The 19264-nt window shown below is 38.8% G+C and carries 21 protein-coding genes; 11 read left to right on the forward strand and 10 right to left on the reverse strand.

Annotation, left to right across the window (positions count from 1 at the left end; all coding sequences use genetic code 11):
* Positions 1-132: 132 nt before the first annotated feature.
* The 3 genes from ACKWB9_RS13275 (at position 133) to ACKWB9_RS13285 (ending at position 3207) form a co-directional block, all read left to right on the forward strand.
* On the forward strand, positions 133-942 hold the full coding sequence (locus tag ACKWB9_RS13275; protein ID WP_414003504.1) for a hypothetical protein: 810 nt from the start codon (positions 133-135) through the stop codon (positions 940-942).
* A 170-nt stretch (positions 943-1112) separates the two neighbouring features.
* Positions 1113-1862 carry a hypothetical protein gene (locus ACKWB9_RS13280; RefSeq protein WP_414003505.1) on the forward strand — a complete coding sequence of 250 codons (750 nt, stop codon included), beginning with the start codon at positions 1113-1115 and terminating at the stop codon, positions 1860-1862.
* Positions 1863-1899: 37 nt separating this feature from the next.
* Positions 1900-3207, forward strand: coding sequence for a redoxin domain-containing protein (locus tag ACKWB9_RS13285; RefSeq protein ID WP_414003506.1), 1308 nt, complete (start codon positions 1900-1902; stop codon positions 3205-3207).
* Positions 3208-3553: 346 nt separating this feature from the next.
* On the opposite strand, the gene ACKWB9_RS13290 is transcribed toward ACKWB9_RS13285, so the two are convergent.
* From ACKWB9_RS13290 to ACKWB9_RS13310, 5 genes are all read right to left on the reverse strand, one after another.
* Positions 3554-3856, reverse strand: a complete 303-nt coding sequence (locus ACKWB9_RS13290; protein ID WP_414003507.1) for a hypothetical protein — start codon at positions 3854-3856, stop codon at positions 3554-3556.
* 101 nt (positions 3857-3957) lie between these two features.
* On the reverse strand, positions 3958-5952 hold the full coding sequence (gene ligA / locus ACKWB9_RS13295) for an NAD-dependent DNA ligase LigA (RefSeq protein ID WP_414003508.1): 1995 nt from the start codon (positions 5950-5952) through the stop codon (positions 3958-3960).
* Positions 5953-6534 carry an LOG family protein gene (locus ACKWB9_RS13300; protein WP_414003509.1) on the reverse strand — a complete coding sequence of 194 codons (582 nt, stop codon included), beginning with the start codon at positions 6532-6534 and terminating at the stop codon, positions 5953-5955.
* Between the two features lie 17 nt (positions 6535-6551).
* Positions 6552-7406 carry a peptide chain release factor N(5)-glutamine methyltransferase gene (prmC, locus tag ACKWB9_RS13305; RefSeq protein ID WP_414003510.1) on the reverse strand — a complete coding sequence of 285 codons (855 nt, stop codon included), beginning with the start codon at positions 7404-7406 and terminating at the stop codon, positions 6552-6554.
* A 2-nt stretch (positions 7407-7408) separates the two neighbouring features.
* The gene (locus ACKWB9_RS13310) at positions 7409-7894 is read right to left on the reverse strand and encodes a GNAT family N-acetyltransferase (RefSeq protein ID WP_414003511.1); all 486 of its coding nucleotides are present in this window, start codon (positions 7892-7894) and stop codon (positions 7409-7411) included.
* Between the two features lie 97 nt (positions 7895-7991).
* Between ACKWB9_RS13310 and ribD the strand changes: the two genes are divergently transcribed.
* The 4 genes from ribD to ACKWB9_RS13330 are packed head-to-tail and all read left to right on the forward strand — an operon-like array spanning position 7992 to position 11183.
* On the forward strand, positions 7992-9077 hold the full coding sequence (gene ribD / locus ACKWB9_RS13315; protein WP_414003512.1) for a bifunctional diaminohydroxyphosphoribosylaminopyrimidine deaminase/5-amino-6-(5-phosphoribosylamino)uracil reductase RibD: 1086 nt from the start codon (positions 7992-7994) through the stop codon (positions 9075-9077).
* Positions 9070-9672 (forward strand): HAD-IA family hydrolase, encoded by a 603-nt coding sequence (locus ACKWB9_RS13320; protein ID WP_414003513.1) that lies wholly within the window; start codon positions 9070-9072, stop codon positions 9670-9672. The genes ribD and ACKWB9_RS13320 overlap by 8 nt, the downstream gene beginning before the upstream one ends.
* Positions 9673-10536 (forward strand): EamA family transporter, encoded by an 864-nt coding sequence (locus tag ACKWB9_RS13325; RefSeq protein ID WP_414003514.1) that lies wholly within the window; start codon positions 9673-9675, stop codon positions 10534-10536.
* A gap of 35 nt (positions 10537-10571) precedes the next feature.
* Complete coding sequence (locus tag ACKWB9_RS13330) at positions 10572-11183, forward strand: IMPACT family protein (RefSeq protein ID WP_414003515.1); 612 nt, start codon at positions 10572-10574, stop codon at positions 11181-11183.
* An 8-nt stretch (positions 11184-11191) separates the two neighbouring features.
* Here ACKWB9_RS13330 and ACKWB9_RS13335 read toward each other — a convergent pair whose 3' ends face one another.
* Complete coding sequence (locus ACKWB9_RS13335) at positions 11192-11587, reverse strand: acyl-CoA thioesterase (protein WP_414003516.1); 396 nt, start codon at positions 11585-11587, stop codon at positions 11192-11194.
* A gap of 206 nt (positions 11588-11793) precedes the next feature.
* Here ACKWB9_RS13335 and dnaA point away from each other — a divergent pair, with 206 nt between their 5' ends.
* Genes dnaA through ACKWB9_RS13350 form a run of 3 tightly spaced genes read left to right on the forward strand, consistent with a single transcriptional unit; the run spans position 11794 to position 14406 of the window.
* The gene (gene dnaA / locus ACKWB9_RS13340; RefSeq protein ID WP_414003517.1) at positions 11794-13218 is read left to right on the forward strand and encodes a chromosomal replication initiator protein DnaA; all 1425 of its coding nucleotides are present in this window, start codon (positions 11794-11796) and stop codon (positions 13216-13218) included.
* A gap of 6 nt (positions 13219-13224) precedes the next feature.
* A complete protein-coding gene (locus tag ACKWB9_RS13345; protein WP_414003518.1) occupies positions 13225-13683 on the forward strand; it encodes a low molecular weight protein-tyrosine-phosphatase in 459 nt (152 codons plus the stop codon).
* A 6-nt stretch (positions 13684-13689) separates the two neighbouring features.
* Positions 13690-14406: an SAM-dependent methyltransferase gene (locus ACKWB9_RS13350; RefSeq protein WP_414003519.1), complete on the forward strand. Its 717-nt coding sequence runs from the start codon at positions 13690-13692 to the stop codon at positions 14404-14406.
* Positions 14407-14461: 55 nt separating this feature from the next.
* Here the strand turns inward: ACKWB9_RS13350 and ACKWB9_RS13355 are convergent, their stop codons facing one another.
* From ACKWB9_RS13355 to dapF, 4 genes are all read right to left on the reverse strand, one after another.
* A complete protein-coding gene (locus ACKWB9_RS13355; RefSeq protein WP_414003520.1) occupies positions 14462-15091 on the reverse strand; it encodes a hypothetical protein in 630 nt (209 codons plus the stop codon).
* A gap of 145 nt (positions 15092-15236) precedes the next feature.
* The gene (mltG, locus tag ACKWB9_RS13360; RefSeq protein ID WP_414003521.1) at positions 15237-16280 is read right to left on the reverse strand and encodes an endolytic transglycosylase MltG; all 1044 of its coding nucleotides are present in this window, start codon (positions 16278-16280) and stop codon (positions 15237-15239) included.
* Positions 16280-16804, reverse strand: a complete 525-nt coding sequence (locus ACKWB9_RS13365) for a GNAT family N-acetyltransferase (RefSeq protein WP_414003522.1) — start codon at positions 16802-16804, stop codon at positions 16280-16282. Before ACKWB9_RS13365 ends, mltG begins: the two co-directional genes overlap by 1 nt.
* The gene (dapF, locus tag ACKWB9_RS13370; RefSeq protein WP_414003523.1) at positions 16798-17574 is read right to left on the reverse strand and encodes a diaminopimelate epimerase; all 777 of its coding nucleotides are present in this window, start codon (positions 17572-17574) and stop codon (positions 16798-16800) included. The genes ACKWB9_RS13365 and dapF overlap by 7 nt, the downstream gene beginning before the upstream one ends.
* Positions 17575-17794: 220 nt before the next feature.
* Between dapF and ACKWB9_RS13375 the strand changes: the two genes are divergently transcribed.
* Entirely contained in the window at positions 17795-19195 is a 1401-nt protein-coding gene (locus tag ACKWB9_RS13375; protein WP_414003524.1) for a trypsin-like peptidase domain-containing protein, read from the forward strand.
* The last annotated feature ends 69 nt before the right edge of the window (positions 19196-19264 follow it).

Genomic DNA, 19264 nt, shown 5'->3' on the forward strand with positions numbered 1-19264 from the left:
TAAAAACTTTCTTACAAATCCAGTGAGAACGGTTTTAAATTAATTCCAGAATCAACGAACTTCGTTATCGGTAGCTATAAACAATTAAAACAGATTTATAGCTAAATCGTTACCAAACATTAGAGAAAATCGATGAAATTAAAATTAATATTTCCATATCCAGCTTGGAAAGAAGTATCTGAAAAATATTTCATCACAATTCATCGAAACAAAATTCATAATTATATTGGACTTCATCCTTTAAGAAAATCTATTGGTTTTGGCGAACAAGAGAAATCTAAAAAATTCATAAACTCATTTTATAAGATTTACAAGTTAGACAAACTTGACCGAAAGGAACTGAATACTAAAGCTACGCACGAGATAGTTTCACAAGAACTACATAATACTGTTCAAGGACATAAATATTGTCTCAAACTGAATTGGTTTCAAGAATTTTATATTAATTGGTTTCACAAAAAATATATAATCCAATCGTTAGATTTTAAGAAGAGTATTCTAACTGGATTTGCAGGTGCTATTATTGGAGCTTTGGTAACATTGGCTTTTCAAACCAACCAAAACACAAACAACGAAACGAATATTCCTGTTAAAAAGGAAATTGAAAACCAGAATGAACAAAAACCAATTATTAAACTAACCGAATTTCAAGATGGACGTTGGATAAGTACAGTAGACTCGCTTGCTGGAATTGAAATTAAAAACGGAAAATGGATTATGTTTTATAAAGGAATGGAAACTGACTCTTCCGATATTTACGATTTTAAAATACGAAGAGAATACATAAAGGAATTAGGAACTGAACATAAACCTTTCGAATTTTTAACAATAACAAATGATTCTGACACTTTAGAATATTCTATACTTGAATACAGTAATGAATTATTGAGTTTGAGCTATATTCCGAGAGGAAACACTCTAAACTATAAACCTGAAAAATAAAAACGTTTGGTAACAATGTATAAACGCAATTACGGCGTCCTCGATAGCTATCGGGACGACTACGTCCGAATCCACTCGGAATTGCCTAAGTCTGTGCTAAACCGAAAATAATCGCAAATTAACCCGTAACAGACGGTTATACGGATCGTTGTAGCCAATTAAAGCAAAAAATGAGCGAATTAAAAAGTAAAATATTTAAAGAGAAAGCATTTTGGGTAGGAACATTTTTAGGTGGACCATTAGTTGCAGGTTATTTATTCTCTGAAAATTTTAAAGCCTTTGGAGAAAAAGATAAAATAACCCCAACTTGGATTATTACAATTGTAGTTACAATAGTTGTTTTTGGAATTGCTTTTATGATTCCTGAAAACGTTAATATTCCAAATCAACTAATACCAATAGCATATTCCGCAATTGCATATGGACTTTTTAAAAAGTATCAAGAAAATCAATCTAATGAACATATTGAATCTGGTGGTGAATTTTATAGTTGGTGGCGAGTTATTGGAATTTCAATAATAGGTTTATTAATAACTATAATTCCAATTTTTGGAACAGCCTTCGCTATGGATTCAATGGAACAATCTCAAATCTCGACCAAATATTACGGAGTTAATGTTAAACACGAAATTTCATATAATTCTGAAAGTATTAGTGAAACAGAGATAGATAAAATAGCAGACGGTTTTAGAGAAACCGGTTTTTTTGACTTATCTGTAGCAAAATATGTATACGCTGAAAAAGAGAAAAATAAATATATAATCTCAATTTCGGTTATTAAAGGAATTGAAAATGACAATACCGCACTTGAGCCTTTTATAGATTTAAGAAAGCAAATGGATAACTACTTCCCGAATAAGAAAATTGAATTTAATTTAACTGTAGATTATCTCGACAACATAATTAAAGTACTAAAATAACTGGCTACAACCAGTAGTTGGCAACAATTACTAAACTATGAAAAAAACGATTTCAATTTTAACTGTAATACTACTTATCTCTTGTAATTTAAAACAAAATACTAGTTGCAATTTAAAAGGAAAAACTAACAACTTAAAAGATGGAACTAAATTATATTTAGTAAATCCATTAAATAATAAAAGAGTTGATTCTTCTGTGGTAAAAAATAATACATTTTTGTTTGATATTGTATTAGAAAACGCTCCATCATTGTATGTATTAGAAAATAAATCTGAATATAAATATTTGTGGATAGAAAATAATTCAATGACTTTTGATGCTTCTAAGACAGATTTTAACAATGCCAAAATTACAGGTTCAAAAACACAAGATATATATCAAAAACTAAACGAGACTAAAAACAGCCTCTCTGAAAAAGAAAAACAAAAAGTAGATATTGAGTTTATTGAAAAAAATCCTGACAGTAATATTAGCAGTGTTTTATTATGGCTCAATATGAATTCACTTGGCAAAGAAAAAACCACTGATTTTTTAAAAAAATTATCATTAAATAATAAAAATTCTGAGTTTGGAAAGGTAATTTCGGATTATATCAAATTAAATGAAGATGTAAAAATTGGAGACCATTTCATAGATTTTGAAATGAATGATATTAATGGTAATTCTAGAAAACTCTCCACTTTTAAAGGAAAAACAATACTTCTTGAATTCTGGGCTTCTTGGTGTGGACCTTGTCGTCAAGAAAATCCAAATCTTTTAAAAACTTACGAAGAATTCAACACTAAAGGATTTGAAATATTTGCTGTATCCTTAGATAATAATAAGAATAATTGGATAAAAGCAATTAAGGAAGATGAACTCAAATGGGAACACGTTAGTGACTTAAAAGGAAATTCAAATACTGCTGCGCTTATTTATGGAGTTCATAGTGTGCCAAATAATTTTTTAATTGACGAAAATGGGATTATTATAGCTCAAAACTTACGGGGAAATGAATTAAATAATAAACTAACAGAAATTTTTAATTCTGATAGATTGAATTCGCTAGACATAATTAGTTCTAAATTTTTTAAAACATTAAATACATCTAATATTGAAGAAATAAAAACCTTTTTTTCTTCTTCAATAATAGAACAATTAACTGATAATGTACTTCAATCAATCATTACTAAAATTAATTATCCTCAGGAGCTTAAGCTTGTTGATTCTAAAGTTGCATCTGGAAAGAATAATACTTCTAACCTAAAACTTAGGTATAAACATTTGAAAGAAAGTTTGTATTATATAAATATAGTTTTTGACAAAGAAAATAAAATAGAAAAGTTATTCTTTGAAAACATTTAATAGACGGATTAAAAAAAAAATTGAATGTCCGTAATCAATCATAAACCTCATTGTTAACCTGAACTTGTTTCAGGTTCTCAACATAAAATAGCAATATTTATAGGTGTTATGAGATGCTGAAACGAGTTCAGCATGACATCAAAAACAGTATTATGACACAAAACGGACAATCAGAAAAAAAAATAACAGTTGCCAACAAAGTATATAAAAAATTGCTAGTTTTAGCTTATCCAATGTTAGTTGCTTTGTTTGCTTGCTTCTGATTTTCCTACGGAAAATTCTCGTACACAAACACGCAACTTTCCATATACATAACCGATAACGAAACTCTTATCCCCTTTAAAGTTTACTCCCTATTTAAAACATAGATTACCAACTCCCTTAACTCCTCTTCCAAATTGTTTTCAGGGTAGGGCTTTCCGGCCTGCCCGTACCAATAGCCTGCATTAAAACGGTCGCCCTCCTTTCTATGCAGATAGGCATGGATCCAACTCCCTAAATGGTCATGCATATCCTGTGCAATGTTATGGGAGCTTTCCCAATCGCCTTTGGCCTCATACCATAGGGCCTTTAAGGCTTCCGGCCAGATAGACGGAGCTTGGGGCAATGACCGTGTTTTTTCAAATTCAGGAAAATCCTTGGGTATCATAGGGTTATTTATTTAAGCAACTTTTTAATAACAAGACTTTATACAAAAACCATCGATAAAAAAAGAACGGAAAACATCCCCAAAATAAGCCATAAACATTTTTAAAGCATGCCCAAAAAGTCCTGTTCCGAAATAATGGGAATGCCCAATTTCTCCGCTTTGGTACGTTTGCTGGGACCCATTTTGTCCCCCGCCACCAGATAACCGGTTTTTGAGGATATGGAAGATCCCACCTTGCCCCCATTGTCCTCTATCATTTTTTTTAATTCGTCCCGGCTTACGGTTTCAAAGACCCCGGAAACTACAAAGGTATTTCCGGTCAATACATCGGTTTGGTTTTTCAATTTATCCGCGGAAAGCTCAAATTGGACTCCCTTGAGCATTAGGCGCTCTATGGCATTTCTATTTTTTTCATTGGCAAAAAATGCGACCACACTCTGCGCAATGCGCTCCCCTATTTCATCCACTGCGGTCAATTCTTCCAGCGTAGCGATTTTTAGGGCTTCTATATTTTTATAGGCCCTGGCCAACTTTTTGGCTACGGTTTCCCCAACATAACGGATGCCCAGGGCAAACAATACCCGTTCAAAAGGTACTTGTGTAGAAGCGGCGACCCCATTGATCAAATTCTCCGCGGATTTCTCCGCCATACGTTCCAAAGGAAGTATCTCTTCCTTGGTCAGGTCATACAGGTCGGCATAATCGTTTATCAATCCTTCCTTGAACAATAGCTCTACGGTCTCTCCGCCCAAACCTTCTATATCCATGGCCTTTCTGGAGATATAATGCTGGATACGACCTGTTATCTGTGGTGGGCAACCATACTCGTTGGGGCAATAGTGCTTGGCATCGCCATCGGTACGCTCTAAACGTGTATGGCATTCCGGGCATTCGGTAATGTATTGTACGGGTTCCGAATCCAAAGATCTTTTGGATCGATCTACCGCAATGATCTTGGGAATGATCTCTCCTCCTTTTTCTACAAAAACGGTATCCTTTTCACGAATATCCAATTTTGCTATCTGATCTGCATTGTGGAGGGAGGCCCGTTTGACCGTGGTTCCCGCCAAAAGTACCGGTTCCAAATTGGCGACCGGGGTTATGGCCCCTGTACGCCCCACCTGATACGTGATTTCATTCAACACCGTAAATACCTGTTCCGCCTTAAATTTGTAGGCCAGGGCCCAACGGGGTGATTTGGCCGTATGGCCCAACTCGTCCTGATGCTGAAGGTTGTTGACCTTGATCACCACACCATCCGTTTCATAAGGCAAATCGTGTCGGTTGGTATCCCAATGTTCTACAAATTCCAATACCTCATCCGTAGTTTTGCACAACTTGGCCACCGTAGGTACTTTAAACCCCCATGCCCTGGCCTTTTCCAACATTTCAAACTGGGTAGAAATATTCGTGTTCTTTCCAACGATGCTATATAAAAGACATTCTAAAGGTCTTTGGGCGACCAATGAACTGTCCTGCAGTTTCAAACTCCCGGAAGCGGTATTCCTGGGGTTCATATAAGGTTCTTCCCCATTGGCCACACGCTCCTCGTTCATTTGGGCAAAACCGTCAAATGGTAAAACGATCTCCCCACGGATATCGAATTTTTCGGGATAATCGCCTTTTAAACGTAACGGTACGGATTTGATGGTCTTTATATTCGTCGTCACATCATCGCCCTGAAAACCATCGCCACGGGTCACGGCACGGACCAATTCCCCATGTTCATAGGTAATACTTATGGATGCCCCATCATACTTTAGTTCACAGGTATATTCTACAGGAACATCGCCCAGGTTTCGCTGGATACGCTTTTCCCAATCCTCCAAATCTTCCTTGGAATAGGAGTTGGCCAAAGAATACATACGATGCTCGTGTACTATGGTCTCGAAATTTTTGGTAATCATGCCCCCTACCCGCAAGGTGGGCGAATTGGCATCATAAAACTCGGGGTGTTCACCCTCCAATTTCTGAAGTTCCTTCAATTTCATATCAAATTCAAAATCCGAAATGGTGGGACTGTCCAATACATAATAATTGTAATTATGTTCACGCAGTTCGTCCCGAAGTGCATTAATCTGAAACTCAATATTCATCTATAATTGTTCTTTATTGATCCATTTGGGCAACGGAAGCGGTCTGTAATTTTCCATTTTGTCGATTAATTTTTCAATATCCGTATCTTCCATGACCATCGTATAACTTTCCTGCGCCACAAAGCCTTTGCCGACCATTTTCCTGAGCATTGCCAACAGTTCATCATAAAAGCCGTTGGTGTTCAGAATACCGATCGGGTATTGGTGCAATCCCAATTGTGACCAGGTAAGCATTTCAAAAAACTCCTCTAAAGTACCATAACCTCCGGGCAACATAATAATAGCATCGGACAGCTCATGCATTTTCAGCTTGCGTTCGTGCATGTTTTGGGTAACGATCAATCGGGAAAGCGAATCGTGGAATACTTCTTTCTTCTTTAAAAATTCCGGGATGACCCCGATTACCGTCCCACCTACATCCAAGGCACCCTGGGCTATCTTTCCCATAACACCGATCTTTGCACCGCCGTATACTAACCTTATGTGTTGTTTTGCCAAAAATCGACCCAAAGCATACGCTTGGGCAGTGTATTCCCGCTCCAAACCTTCACTACTCCCACAAAAGACCACAACGCTTTTCATCCGCTCATTTTTAAGGTTTATCCCTTTCTTGCTTTTAGCATCCGGTCGTTCCCGAACATATCCTTTCGCAATTCAATATCCTTAAAATTATAATTTTTGAGCAGTTCTATCATTTCTTTTCCTAAATATTGATTGATTTCCAAAAATATCCACCCATCCTGGGAAAGGTTATGTTCACCAAAGTTTAAAATATGCCCATAAAACAATAATGGGTTTTCGTCCTCCACAAATAAAGCGATATCGGGTTCATGGTCTTTTACATTATTGCGCATTTCCACCTTTTCCTGCATACGTACATAAGGGGGATTGGAAACAATGATATCAAACTCAAGGTCAAGGTCAAGGTCAAGGTCAAGAATATCCGCCTGAAAAAAATCAACGTCCACCTTATTCGCCTTTGCGTTCATTTTTGCAGTATTCAAGGCTTCTGTTGAAATATCCAACGCCTTCAGGTTTACATTTTTCATGAACTTGGCCAATGCGATCGGAATACATCCGCTTCCGGTACCCATATCCAGAATAGTTATCGGTCTATGGGAAGTCTTTACATCACTCAATATCCAACGCACCAATTCCTCCGTTTCTGGTCTAGGGATAAGTACGCCGGGCCCCACTTTAAGGTCCATCTCCATAAAATGCGCAGTACCCATAATATATTGAATGGGTTTTTCTTCTTTTAACTGGCTCAAGGCCTCGAAAATCAGGCTTTCCTGTTCTTTGGTGATTATATAATCCGGTTGAACCACTAAGATGAATCGTTCCAAATTAAAATAATGTGCGATCAACAGATAGAAGAAACTGGCCGTTTCTTCTTGTCCGTATATTACATCCAACTCCGTATGAAAGATATTTTTGATTTCCCTAAGCAGCATTGTCATATGTCTTTGATCATCCAAACCGGACAGGAATAATGTCCCGTATTTCCCATAGGGGCATCAATATAGGTAAATCCCGATTTTTGATATAATTTCTGGGCAGCCTCCATATAGGGCATGGTCTCTAAATAGCATTGGTCAAAACCAAATTCCCGGGCCCTTTCCAAACACACATTCATCATTTGGGTTCCCAGGCCCCTTCCCCGGGCCGCTTCTAAAAAATACATTTTTTGAAGTTCGCACACATTGCCCTCAAAATTATCCAATTGCGCCACTCCGGCACACCCTATTATTTTTCCATCCTCTTCAATAACAAAATAAGTGGCCCTGGGCACATTATAATTTTCATACATATGATCTAACGCTTCATCGGCATAGGCCGTACCCACTTTTGGTACGCCCAGATCTACCAAAACCTTACGGACGACCTTTGCCACTTCTGGGTTGTCATTCTTTTGTATTTCCCGTATAACAGCACTTCCCATGTTATTTTCGGTATAGCTTTAAAGTGTTATTTTTGATGAGTGAATATACATGAAATGACCATAAGGATAAAGTGGGATCTACAGAAAAAACAGGATAATGTCAACAATATCTGAACATAGCACTCCCTTATTGCATGTTGATGAAAAGCACATGTTACGCAGTATCCAAATTGCCAAAAACGGACTGGGTTTTACCGCTCCCAATCCCATGGTAGGATGTGTAATCGTTCATGAAGGAAACATTATCGGCGAAGGGTTTACCAGCCCCTATGGAGGTTCCCATGCCGAGGTAAATGCCATTAACGCCATTGCCGATGTATCCAAGTTGGAAAAATCCACACTCTATGTAACCTTGGAACCTTGTTCTCATTTTGGCAAAACCCCGCCCTGTGCGGATTTCATCATAAAACACAAAATCCCAAAAGTTGTTATAGGGCTTAAAGACCCCCATAAAAAAGTAGCGGGAAAAGGAATTGAAAAGCTTAAAAACGCTGGCTGTACGGTAAAAGTGGGAGTGGCAAAAGAAGCCTGCCGGGAGCATCACAAACGTTTTTTGACCTATCAAATCAAAAAACGCCCTTTTATTATTTTAAAATGGGCAGAGACCCAAGACGGGTTCATTGCGCCCGAACATAACCAACGAAATGAAAATCCCGAACCCTATTGGATTACCAATCCGTTCTCAAGACAACTTGTACACCAGTGGCGAAGTGAAGAACAGGGTATTTTGGCAGGCACCAATACGATTCTGGCGGATAACCCTAAACTGGATGTCCGGGATTGGACGGGAAAATCCCCCGTTCGTATCGTTTTGGATGCAAAAGGAAAGCTATCCAAAAAATTTCATGTGATGGACGGTTCACAACCTACCATGGTATTTACGTCACTTGAAAATCCCAAAGGGGATATGGATGGAATTGAATACAGGACCATTGATTATAAAAAGGACATGGCCTTTCAAATCTGTGAGGAGCTATATCGGTCAAATATGCAAAGTATTATTATAGAGGGAGGGGCACAGACCCTGCAAACGTTCATTGATGCCGGATTATGGGACGAAGCCCGTATATTCAAAGGTCCGTCCATTTTTAAAAATGGGGTCGGGGCCCCAAAAATTTCAGGAAGTACCGTGTACTCCAGATACATTCGAGAAGATCAACTTACTGTCCTAAAAAATGATTAAAAACATCATCTTTGATTTTGGCGATATTTTTATCAATTTGGATAAAGCCGCTTTTTTTAAGGCCATGTTCCGTTTGGGTTGTACTACGTTGACCCCGGAACTAGATGTTCTGTCCAAAAACTATGAAATGGGCCTTATAAGTTCCCGAGAATTTACCTTGGACATACAAAAGGTTTTCCCAAAGGTTACGGAAAAGGCAATCCGTTCCGCATGGAACTCCATGATATTGGATTTTCCGGAATATCGTTTGGAATTTATAAGGCAATTAAAATCGGAAAACAAGTACCGCCTCTTCCTTTTAAGTAATACCAATGCATTGCATATAGATCATGTAATCAAAACCATGGGAAAAGGCAGGTATCTTAAATTCAAAAATTGTTTTGAGCAATTTTACCTTTCGCATGAGATTCATCTACGAAAACCAAATGGCGATATTTACGAGTTTGTCCTGAAGGAAAACAATTTGATCGCCCGTGAAACTTTTTTTATTGACGATACCAAAGAGAATACGGATACCGCCGAAAGCATGGGAATTAGATGCTGGAACCTTAAGGTAGGGAAAGAGGATATTGTTCAATTAACCAACAAGCTATAAATGTTTTATCTCATACTCAGCGTTCTTTTTTCGAGTCTTATTTTTGTGATCTTCAAACTGTTCAGTGTTTATAACATTCAAACGCTTTATGCTATTATAACCAATTACATTGTAGCGTGCCTTGTAGGTTTAATAGTATATACCGGGGATATGTATTTGATGGGGATTCCCTCAAAAAAATGGTTTTTGGGGGCTATGGCCTTGGGGGTATTGTTCATTATCGTTTTTAATCTTATGGCCGCCACCTCCCAACGATTGGGGGTTTCGGTCGCATCCGTAGCTACAAAAATGTCTTTTGTAATGCCGGTAATCGTTGGGGTTTTGTTATATAAAGAAGTACTGGGGAGCATAAAGATCATTGGAGTTTTAGTCGCTATTTTAGCCGTTTATTTGGCTTCCCTTAAAGAAAGGGCCATAAAATTCCGCTCTTCGATGCTGGTCTTGCCCTTATTGGTATTTTTAGGTTCTGGTTTGATCGATACTGCTATAAAGTACTTTCAGGAAACCTTGGTGCCACAAGAGGAATTCCCCATTTTTTGCGCAACGGTTTTTGCCGCTGCCGCAGTCACGGGGCTTTTGTTCATCGGCATTAGTGCCATAAAAAAACCAATAAAAAAGAATTTTAGAAACGTATTGGGAGGCATAACATTAGGTGTTCCCAACTTTTTCTCGATCTACTTTCTTTTAAAAGCATTGCAATTTGAAGGGCTTACCAGCGCGGCCATTTTCACCTTGAACAATGTTGCCATTGTAATGCTTTCAACTATTTTTGGCATACTGCTCTTTAAGGAACGTCTAAGTGTAAAGAATTGGATAGGAGTGGGAATGGCGGTAATCAGTATCCTGCTGGTCGCTATATTCTAAATTGAACCCTAGTTTTTGAGCAATGAATACGAGCAATGGAAATAAAAGATACGTATAGGACCATTTCCAAGGCCTCCGAGGAAGTGCTTTTTAAGGATAGAAAAAGTAAGTTTTTTGGATATGCCTTCCCTATTGAAAGCGAAGAAGCCGTAAAGGATCACATTGATCGGTTAAGAAAACAACACCCTACGGCAAACCATGTATGTTATGCCTGGCAAATAGGTACATCTACCATAAGCTACCGTGCAAATGATGATGGGGAACCCAATAATTCTGCGGGAATGCCCATTTACGGTCAAATACAATCCTTTCAACTCACTAATATATTAGTAGCCATAGTCCGTATTTTTGGTGGCACCAAACTTGGGGTGGGCGGTTTGATAAATGCCTATAGGAATGCTGCCAAAATGGTACTGGAAAGTTCAACAACCGTAGAAAGGATATTAAAGGAACACTTTTTCATAAAATTTGATTACGATCAAATGAATACGGTCATGCGTTTTATAAAAAAGTATGATCTTATACTCCATTCCCAAGATTTAGGACTTCATTGTGAAATGGAAATTGCCGTTCGAAAAAGAGATCTTGAACACATAAAGGAATCCCTAAATGCTTTACATAAGGTCAAGGTGAGTTTCAGGAAATAATGGGATCCTTATTTTAATTTATCAAGGATATAATCGGGACATTTTATGGGCTTTTTCCTATTAGCGTCCATGAAGGCCAAAACAGTATTTGCCCGTACCAGAATTTCACCCTGTTCATTGTTAATGATATAATCAAATTCAATTCTTACGGAAGGTATTTTTTTTAAAACGGTCTTAACGGTTATTACATCATCATATAAGGCGGGTTTTAAATATTTTGCTTCAAGGCTTATAACGGGCAACATAATGCCCCTAGTTTCCATTTCTTTATAGGAAACTCCCAATTTTCTCAACCATTCCACACGTCCCATTTCAAAATACTGCGCATAGTTACCATGGTACACTACGCCCATCTGATCCGTTTCCCCATATCTGACCCTAAAAGAAATCTCGTTAAAAACCATTATTTTTAAAGTAAAAAGTATATATTTAAAGCACCCCCATATCGGCAAGCGAACATGAGAAAAAAAAAGGTCAAATTCAATAGGAATTGATTTTTTTTTTAGAATTTTTGTTCACATATTTGTCTACCATATAAAACCAGATTCGACCCGGTTAATTTTGGCTCTATAAGTTTAGTACCGACCAACAATTAGATTGATTTTAAATAATGAGTGTGACTGCAAATTCCGTTTGGAAAAACTGTTTAATGTTTATCAAAGATAACATTCAGCCGCAGGCATTTAAAACATGGTTTGAACCTATAAAACCTGTTAAGTTAACGGAGAATGCGCTCAGCATCCAAGTCCCCAGTAAATTTTTCTATGAATGGCTGGAAGAACATTATGTAAAATTGCTTAAAGTAGCCTTAACAAAAGAGTTGGGGGAATCCGCCAAATTGGTCTACATTATCCGCATGGAGAACACTTATGGCAACAAGGAACCTTTTACCGAAAAAATCCCCAGTTCCAACAGGGGCAATATGAGTCCTCAAGAAATGGACGTTCCCATAAAATCCAAGAACCCGGAACTCAGAAATCCCTTTGTCATTCCCGGAATCAGGAACATAAAGATAGAATCCCAATTAAATCCGAGTTATAATTTCGATAACTTTCTGGAAGGGGATTCCAACCGCCTGGCCCGTTCCGCAGGTATGGCCGTTGCCAATAAACCTGGCGGCACCTCCTTTAACCCCTTATTGGTCTTTGGGGGGGTCGGACTTGGCAAAACACACTTGGCACATGCCATTGGTGTTGAAATAAAGGATAAGTATCCGGAACGTACCGTATTGTATATTTCCGCCGAAAAGTTTACACAACAATACATAGATTCGGTAAAAAAGAATACCCGAAACGATTTTATTCATTTCTATCAATTGATAGATGTGCTTATTATTGATGATGTTCAGTTCCTTTCGGGGAAATCGGGCACACAGGATGTTTTCTTCCATATTTTCAATCATTTGCACCAAAACGGAAAGCAAGTAGTACTTACATCCGATAAGGCACCCGTGGACATGCAGGATATTGAACAACGTTTACTATCCAGATTTAAATGGGGGCTCTCCGCTGAATTACAAAGTCCGGATTATGAAACCCGCATATCTATTCTTAAGAACAAATTATACAGGGACGGTGTTGAAATGCCTAACGATATTGTGGAGTATGTTGCCAAGCATATTAAGACGAATATTCGGGAGTTGGAGGGTGCTATCATTTCCCTGATCGCACAATCTACCCTGAACAAGCGGGAAGTAACGTTGGAACTTGCGCAACAGGTAGTGGAAAAATTCGTAAAGAATACCAAGCGGGAAGTGTCCATAGATTATATCCAAAAAGTAGTATCGGATTATTTTGAAATGGATGTGGCCACTTTACAGTCCAAGACCAGAAAAAGGCACATTGTCCAGGCAAGACAACTTGCCATGTTCTTTGCCAAAAAATTCACCAAAGCCTCACTTGCCAGTATTGGCTCACAAATAGGCAAAAGAGATCATGCCACCGTTTTACACGCATGTAAAACGGTAGATAATCTCGCCGAGACCGATAAACAGTTCCGCAAGTACATAGACGACCTGACAAAAAAACTCTCCTGATCTTTAATGAAGACGAAAGTGTTAATGGTTTGCCTTGGGAATATCTGTAGGTCGCCATTAGCGGAAGGTATTTTACAGAGCAAGGTACATCCCGATACGGTTTTTGTAGATTCCGCCGGTACGGCCGGTTATCATATTGGGGAACCGCCCGATAAAAGATCCATAGCCGTTGCTAAAAAATACGGTGTAGATATCAGTGGGCAGAAGTCAAGAAAATTTACGGTTTCCGATTTTGATAATTTTGATGTGATCTACGCCATGGACAAAAGCAACTATGCCAATATCATCGGTTTAAGCAAAAATAAAGAACAGGCCGCCAAAGTTTGTTTGTTATTAAGCGAAGTAGATGACTTTGAAAAGGAAGTACCAGACCCTTATTACGGCGGAATCAATGGGTTTGAGCATGTTTATAGGTTAATAGACACCGCCTGTGATATTATAACCGAAAAACTTAAAATGGTATAACAAGCTATGGAAATACAAAAAAAAGGGAAACTGTACTTGATACCTTCAACTTTGGGCGATATTGCCCCGCTCGAAGTACTGCCCATCTCCATAAAAAGAGCCATTGAACATATTGATCATTATGTGGTCGAGAACGAAAAAACGGCACGGCATTTTATAAAAAAGGTAAGTTCCAGAAAATCCCAGCCCGCACTGCAGTTATTTTTGCTGAATAAGTTTACCGAACCTTCGGAAATACCAGGGTTCCTCGATCCCTGTTTGGATGGGTTGGACATGGGTATCCTTTCGGAAGCCGGCTGTCCGGGGATAGCGGATCCCGGAGCCGCTGTTGTAGAAGTGGCCCACGAAAAGGGAATTCAGGTAGTTCCACTTGTTGGCCCTTCCTCTATATTCCTGGCATTAATGGCCAGTGGCTTTAACGGTCAAAATTTTGCGTTTAACGGTTACCTGCCCATAGATACCACCGAGCGTAAAAAAGAAATAAAAAGACTGGAAAAAAAATCAAGGGAAGAAAAGCAATCCCAAATATTCATTGAAACGCCCTATAGAAACAATAAATTAAAAGAAGAATTGGAACGTACCCTGGTTCCAAACACCAAATTATGCATTGCCGTGGACATTACCTTAAACACGGAATATATTGCCACCAAGACCATAACACAATGGAAAGGCGAGCAAATTGACCTCCATAAACGCCCTGCAATCTTTATCGTTCAGGCATAAAAAAAACCTTGACAAAAAAAGCCAAGGTTTCCCATTTTCATATTTAGATTTAATCTTAAATTCTTGGATTGCGCTTTGCGGAGACCAAAGAAATATCATAGCCCGAAAATTTCTTGATATAGGTCGCTATGGTTGTTCCGTACCCATCCATAACATCTGTTCTCCCATAAGACCTAAGGTAGTGCTGTACATTACCGGGACCTGCCAAATGGGCCGCGGCCAAAATACCCGATTCCGTAATCTCCGTACCCTTTATAATCTGGCCTACATATCTTTTGATGTCCCTCCTTAAAATCCATTTGTTACGTGAAAGGTTCATACGGAATACTTTTTCCTGTAGGATGGGGTCACCAAGAAAATGGTCGCCGTTATATACCCCGATCAACGCCAGCGTATGTATACCAAATTGGTACTTTCCTAAATAGCCATACGTGTTTACGGAAAAATAATTACCTCTGGACTCCTTGAACGCCAAGGCTTCCTTAAAGCCAACATACCGGCTTCCGAGATAAGGGGGCATAATTTCAGTTTCAATCTTTGAAATTTTGTCTTTGGGAAACAAGACTTCAGTAGGTTCATTTGCTCTAAGCAATTCCGGTACTTCTACTTTAGAAACACTAAACCCGAAACCAAATAAAACAAATATCACGATAAGTTGACAGAAAGTTACTATCCATCTTCTCATACATTGTTTTTCTTAAGACTCATAGCCACAAGGGCTTGCTTAAATTTCACAAGGCAAAGTTAAGGTGGAAAATACGGTACTTTGGAAAGGATTTGTTAAAAATATCCAATTTTAGTTAACATGTCTTAAAATTCGGACAATTAACCTATCTATTGATTTTTTGGGCATTTATCCAACGGATATATTGCTTCTTATTCCGGTTGTGCTGTGTTAAATTTTCAGCAAACATATGGTATCCAAAATTCTTTACATTGGCCACAAAATAGTAATAGTCATGCTTTTCGGCATTGAGCACGGCATCCACGGCACTAATGTCGGGCATAGTAATAGGGCCTGGCGGTAATCCGGCATATTTATAGGTATTATAGGGGGATTCCAATTCCAGATCCTTATACAAAACTCTTTTGATGACCTGATCAAAATTTCCCGACGCTTTCTTTAGGGCATAAATTACGGTAGGATCGGCCTGAAGGAGCATCCCTTTTTTAAGTCTGTTTATATATACCCCGGCCACTCTGGGGCGCTCATCTACTTTTGCCGATTCTTTATGTACGATCGAGGCCAGGGCAACGACCTCTTTTGGGCTCATTCCCAGGGCATCCGCCTTCTTTTTTCGCTCCCTGTTCCAAAAGCGGTCGTACTCCTTTAGCATACGTTTCCTAAAATCGAAGGCAGACGTATTCCAAAAAAACTCATAACTATTAGGAATATAAAGGGACAGGGCATTGTCTTTATCAAAACCGTTTTCTCGTAGAAAATCGACCTCCTCGAATGCCCGGAGCAAAGACAGGCTATCCGCTTCAATCTGAATGGATATCCTTCCCGCCAAACTCTGAAGTGTCTCCTGATTGTTAAAGGCCACTTTTACGGGAATGTTCCCACTTCTTAAAGAGTTGATCAGTTCATTGTTGTTCATTCCCTTCTTGATCCGGTATTTCCCTCCCTTGATATTACTGGCATACCCTTTCCTTTCTGCAGCGGACTCAAATGTGTCCAAATTCTCAAGCAGCGGTTCCAATTGATCCTTTACCTCCTTAAATGAAGCCTCAGAGGGAATATATAGATAAGCTTCCGGATTGTTAAATTTTGTATTTGGGACAAAAAAGGCATTGTAGACCATATAAGCAAAGGCTCCCCCGACCAAAAGACCACCCAGGACTATCACCAAAAGTATGCGTTTAATGTACATTAGTTATTTATCTTTTGAAATAGGATTTCGTTTTTATAGGTTCCGTTACTACGGATCCAATCCGTTTTTACACCCACTTGTTCGAAACCAAGTTTTTGGAACAAATGGACACTCCGGGAGTTTTCCTCCAAAATATTGGCATAGACCTGCCTTAATTCCAATGCTTCAAAAGCATAATTGCAGAGCAACCGAATAGCCGATGCCCCTGTTCCTTTGTCCCTATCTTGTTTTTGTGAGATGATAATTCCTATTCCCGCCCTTTTGTTGATCGGATCAAAATCGAACAGATCTATCAATCCCAATGGTTTATCGTTCAAATCACAAACGACCAATCGCAATTGCTTTACATCATAAATATCCCTATGGGCATTATCCAAATACAATTGAAGCACATTTCTTGAATAAGGGGTAACGGTCCCACTAATTTCCCAAACGGCCGTATTATTTTCCAACTGGTAGAGAAAATCCAGGTCCTCTGGCTCCAGAGCCCTTAAATATATTTGTTTTCCTTTTAATGTTACCACGTTATTTCCCCTTTAAAAACCTGTTTGGCGGCACCTTTCAAATAAATATTTCGATAACCTTTGCCGTTAGCGGTAAAGCTCACTTCCAATTCGCCCCCCAGTGCCTTAATGACGACTTTGTCCGAAACCGCTTTTTCCAAATGATGCATGGCCAGGGCAGCGGCCGTAACTCCCGTTCCACAAGATAAAGTTTCATCCTCTACCCCCCTTTCATAAGTTCTTACGGCAAATGTTTCATTATCTATAGGACTCACAAAATTTATATTACTCCCTTTTTCGCCATAGAGTCCATACCTTAATTTCGCTCCCTCTTTCACTACATCGTAATCCTTAAGGCCATCCACCAATTGTATATGGTGTGGAGAACCCGTATCCATAAAAATGGAGTTGGGTTTTGTTTTAATTTCGGAAACTTCCTGCATTTTAAGACTAACATTTTCCCCCTGGATCGTGGCTTCATGCAACCCATCCACGGCCATAAACGAGGTTTCATCTTTTATAACCCCCAAAAACCGGGCAAAGGCCACTATACATCTTCCTCCGTTCCCGCACATACTACCTTCCTTTCCATCCGCATTAAAATAGACCATTCTAAAATCGGTCCGCTCATCATGCTCCAATAAGATCAATCCGTCGGCACCAATACCAAACCTCCGATCACATAGGTTTGCCACCAAGTTCGAATCCGATTTAGGAAAGCTATTGGACCTATTGTCAATAACAACAAAATCGTTCCCCGTACCTTGATATTTATAAAAAGTCAATTCCATCTATCGATCCTTAATTTGTTTTTTATCAGTACCCGTAATTCTTTGATCGGCATTCTTAACGATATTGGCTTAATGGCCATGGTTCGTTTCACACCTAGGGCAAAGCACAAAGATAATGCTTTATTCAAGGATTCTTAGCCGTTAAAAAGTCGTTAAACACAGAAGAAAAAATAGAAAATCGATTAATTTTACGATGAATTTGTTAAAAAATTACCGGGTTATGAAGAAAATAGGAAGTCTGTTTTTCGTTTCCGTTTTTGCAGGGGCAATTACCCTGGGAGCTTATAAATTTTTCTTTGAGCGACCAAATTATACGGTCATTGCACCGGAAAATAATGGCAGTAGTATCGTAAATACGAGCTTTACCCCTACTTCCGCCAAGGGAGCAGGGATCAATGAAGTGGATTTTACCTTAGCTGCCGAAAATACGGTAAATGCGGTGGTGCACGTTAAAAATGTATCGTTAAACAAAGGAACGAACAATCTATTCGATTTTTTTTATGGGTCGGGCGGAAACGCCAAACCTCAGGTAGGTACGGGATCCGGTGTCATCATTTCACAGGACGGATATATCGTTACCAATAATCATGTTATTGCCAATACCAGTCAATTACAGGTAACGCTGAACAATAATAGAATATATAATGCGGAACTGATCGGAACAGATCCCAATTCCGATATCGCCCTGATCAAAATTGAGGCCGATGACAAATTGCCTTACTTGGTTTTTGGTGATTCCGATAACACTAAAGTCGGGGAATGGGTATTGGCCGTGGGCAATCCTTTTAACCTTACCTCTACCGTAACCGCAGGGATCGTTAGTGCGAAAGCCAGAAGTTTGGATATTCGTAAAAACCAATCTTTTATACAAACCGATGCTGCCGTAAATCCTGGAAATTCGGGCGGAGCGTTGGTAAATACCAATGGGGAGCTGATCGGCATCAATACGGCGATCACATCCCAAACAGGATCCTATGTCGGTTATTCATTTGCGGTACCCAGCAATATTGCCAAAAAGGTAATTGATGATATTTCCGAATATGGCAATGTACAAAAGGGGATTTTGGGTATTGAATCCCCAAGGTTAAATACCCAATATGCCATAGAGAATAAATTCAATGAAATTGATGGTGTTTACGTTGACGGGGTAAATGAGGATTCCGGAGCATACGATGCAAATATCGAAAGAGGGGATATCATCAAAAAAGTAGATGGCCAAAAAGTAAGAAAGTTTCCAGATCTTACCGGATATACTTCCACAAAACGACCGGGCGATGTAGTCATACTCACCGTTCTAAGAGAGGGGGAAGAACTTACGATTCCGGTAACCTTAAAGAAAAGACAGACCATCACCGTACCCAATATGGGCTTGGAAGTTAAAAATCTAACGGAAAAAGAACAGAAAAAATTAAAAACAAAATACGGCGTAAAGATTATAGGTGTTCCGGAGCGCTATAGGGGATATGGCCTATATGGCAAAATTATCCTTAGTGTGGACAACAAGGAAATAAAGGACATTACCGATGCCAAAAATGCATTCGGGGCCATTTCCAGATGGGGCAAGACCGTAATAACCATGCTCAACGAAGATGGTGAAAAAGAGCGTTTAATATTTCAATAATACTCTTAACGAGTTCATTTTGACATTTTCCATTCCTTAAAAAATGGTCTAAACCCATCTATATTTCGT

Origin of the sequence: Maribacter spongiae (assembly GCF_047345125.1) — a bacterium.
Lineage (GTDB): Bacteria > Bacteroidota > Bacteroidia > Flavobacteriales > Flavobacteriaceae > Maribacter.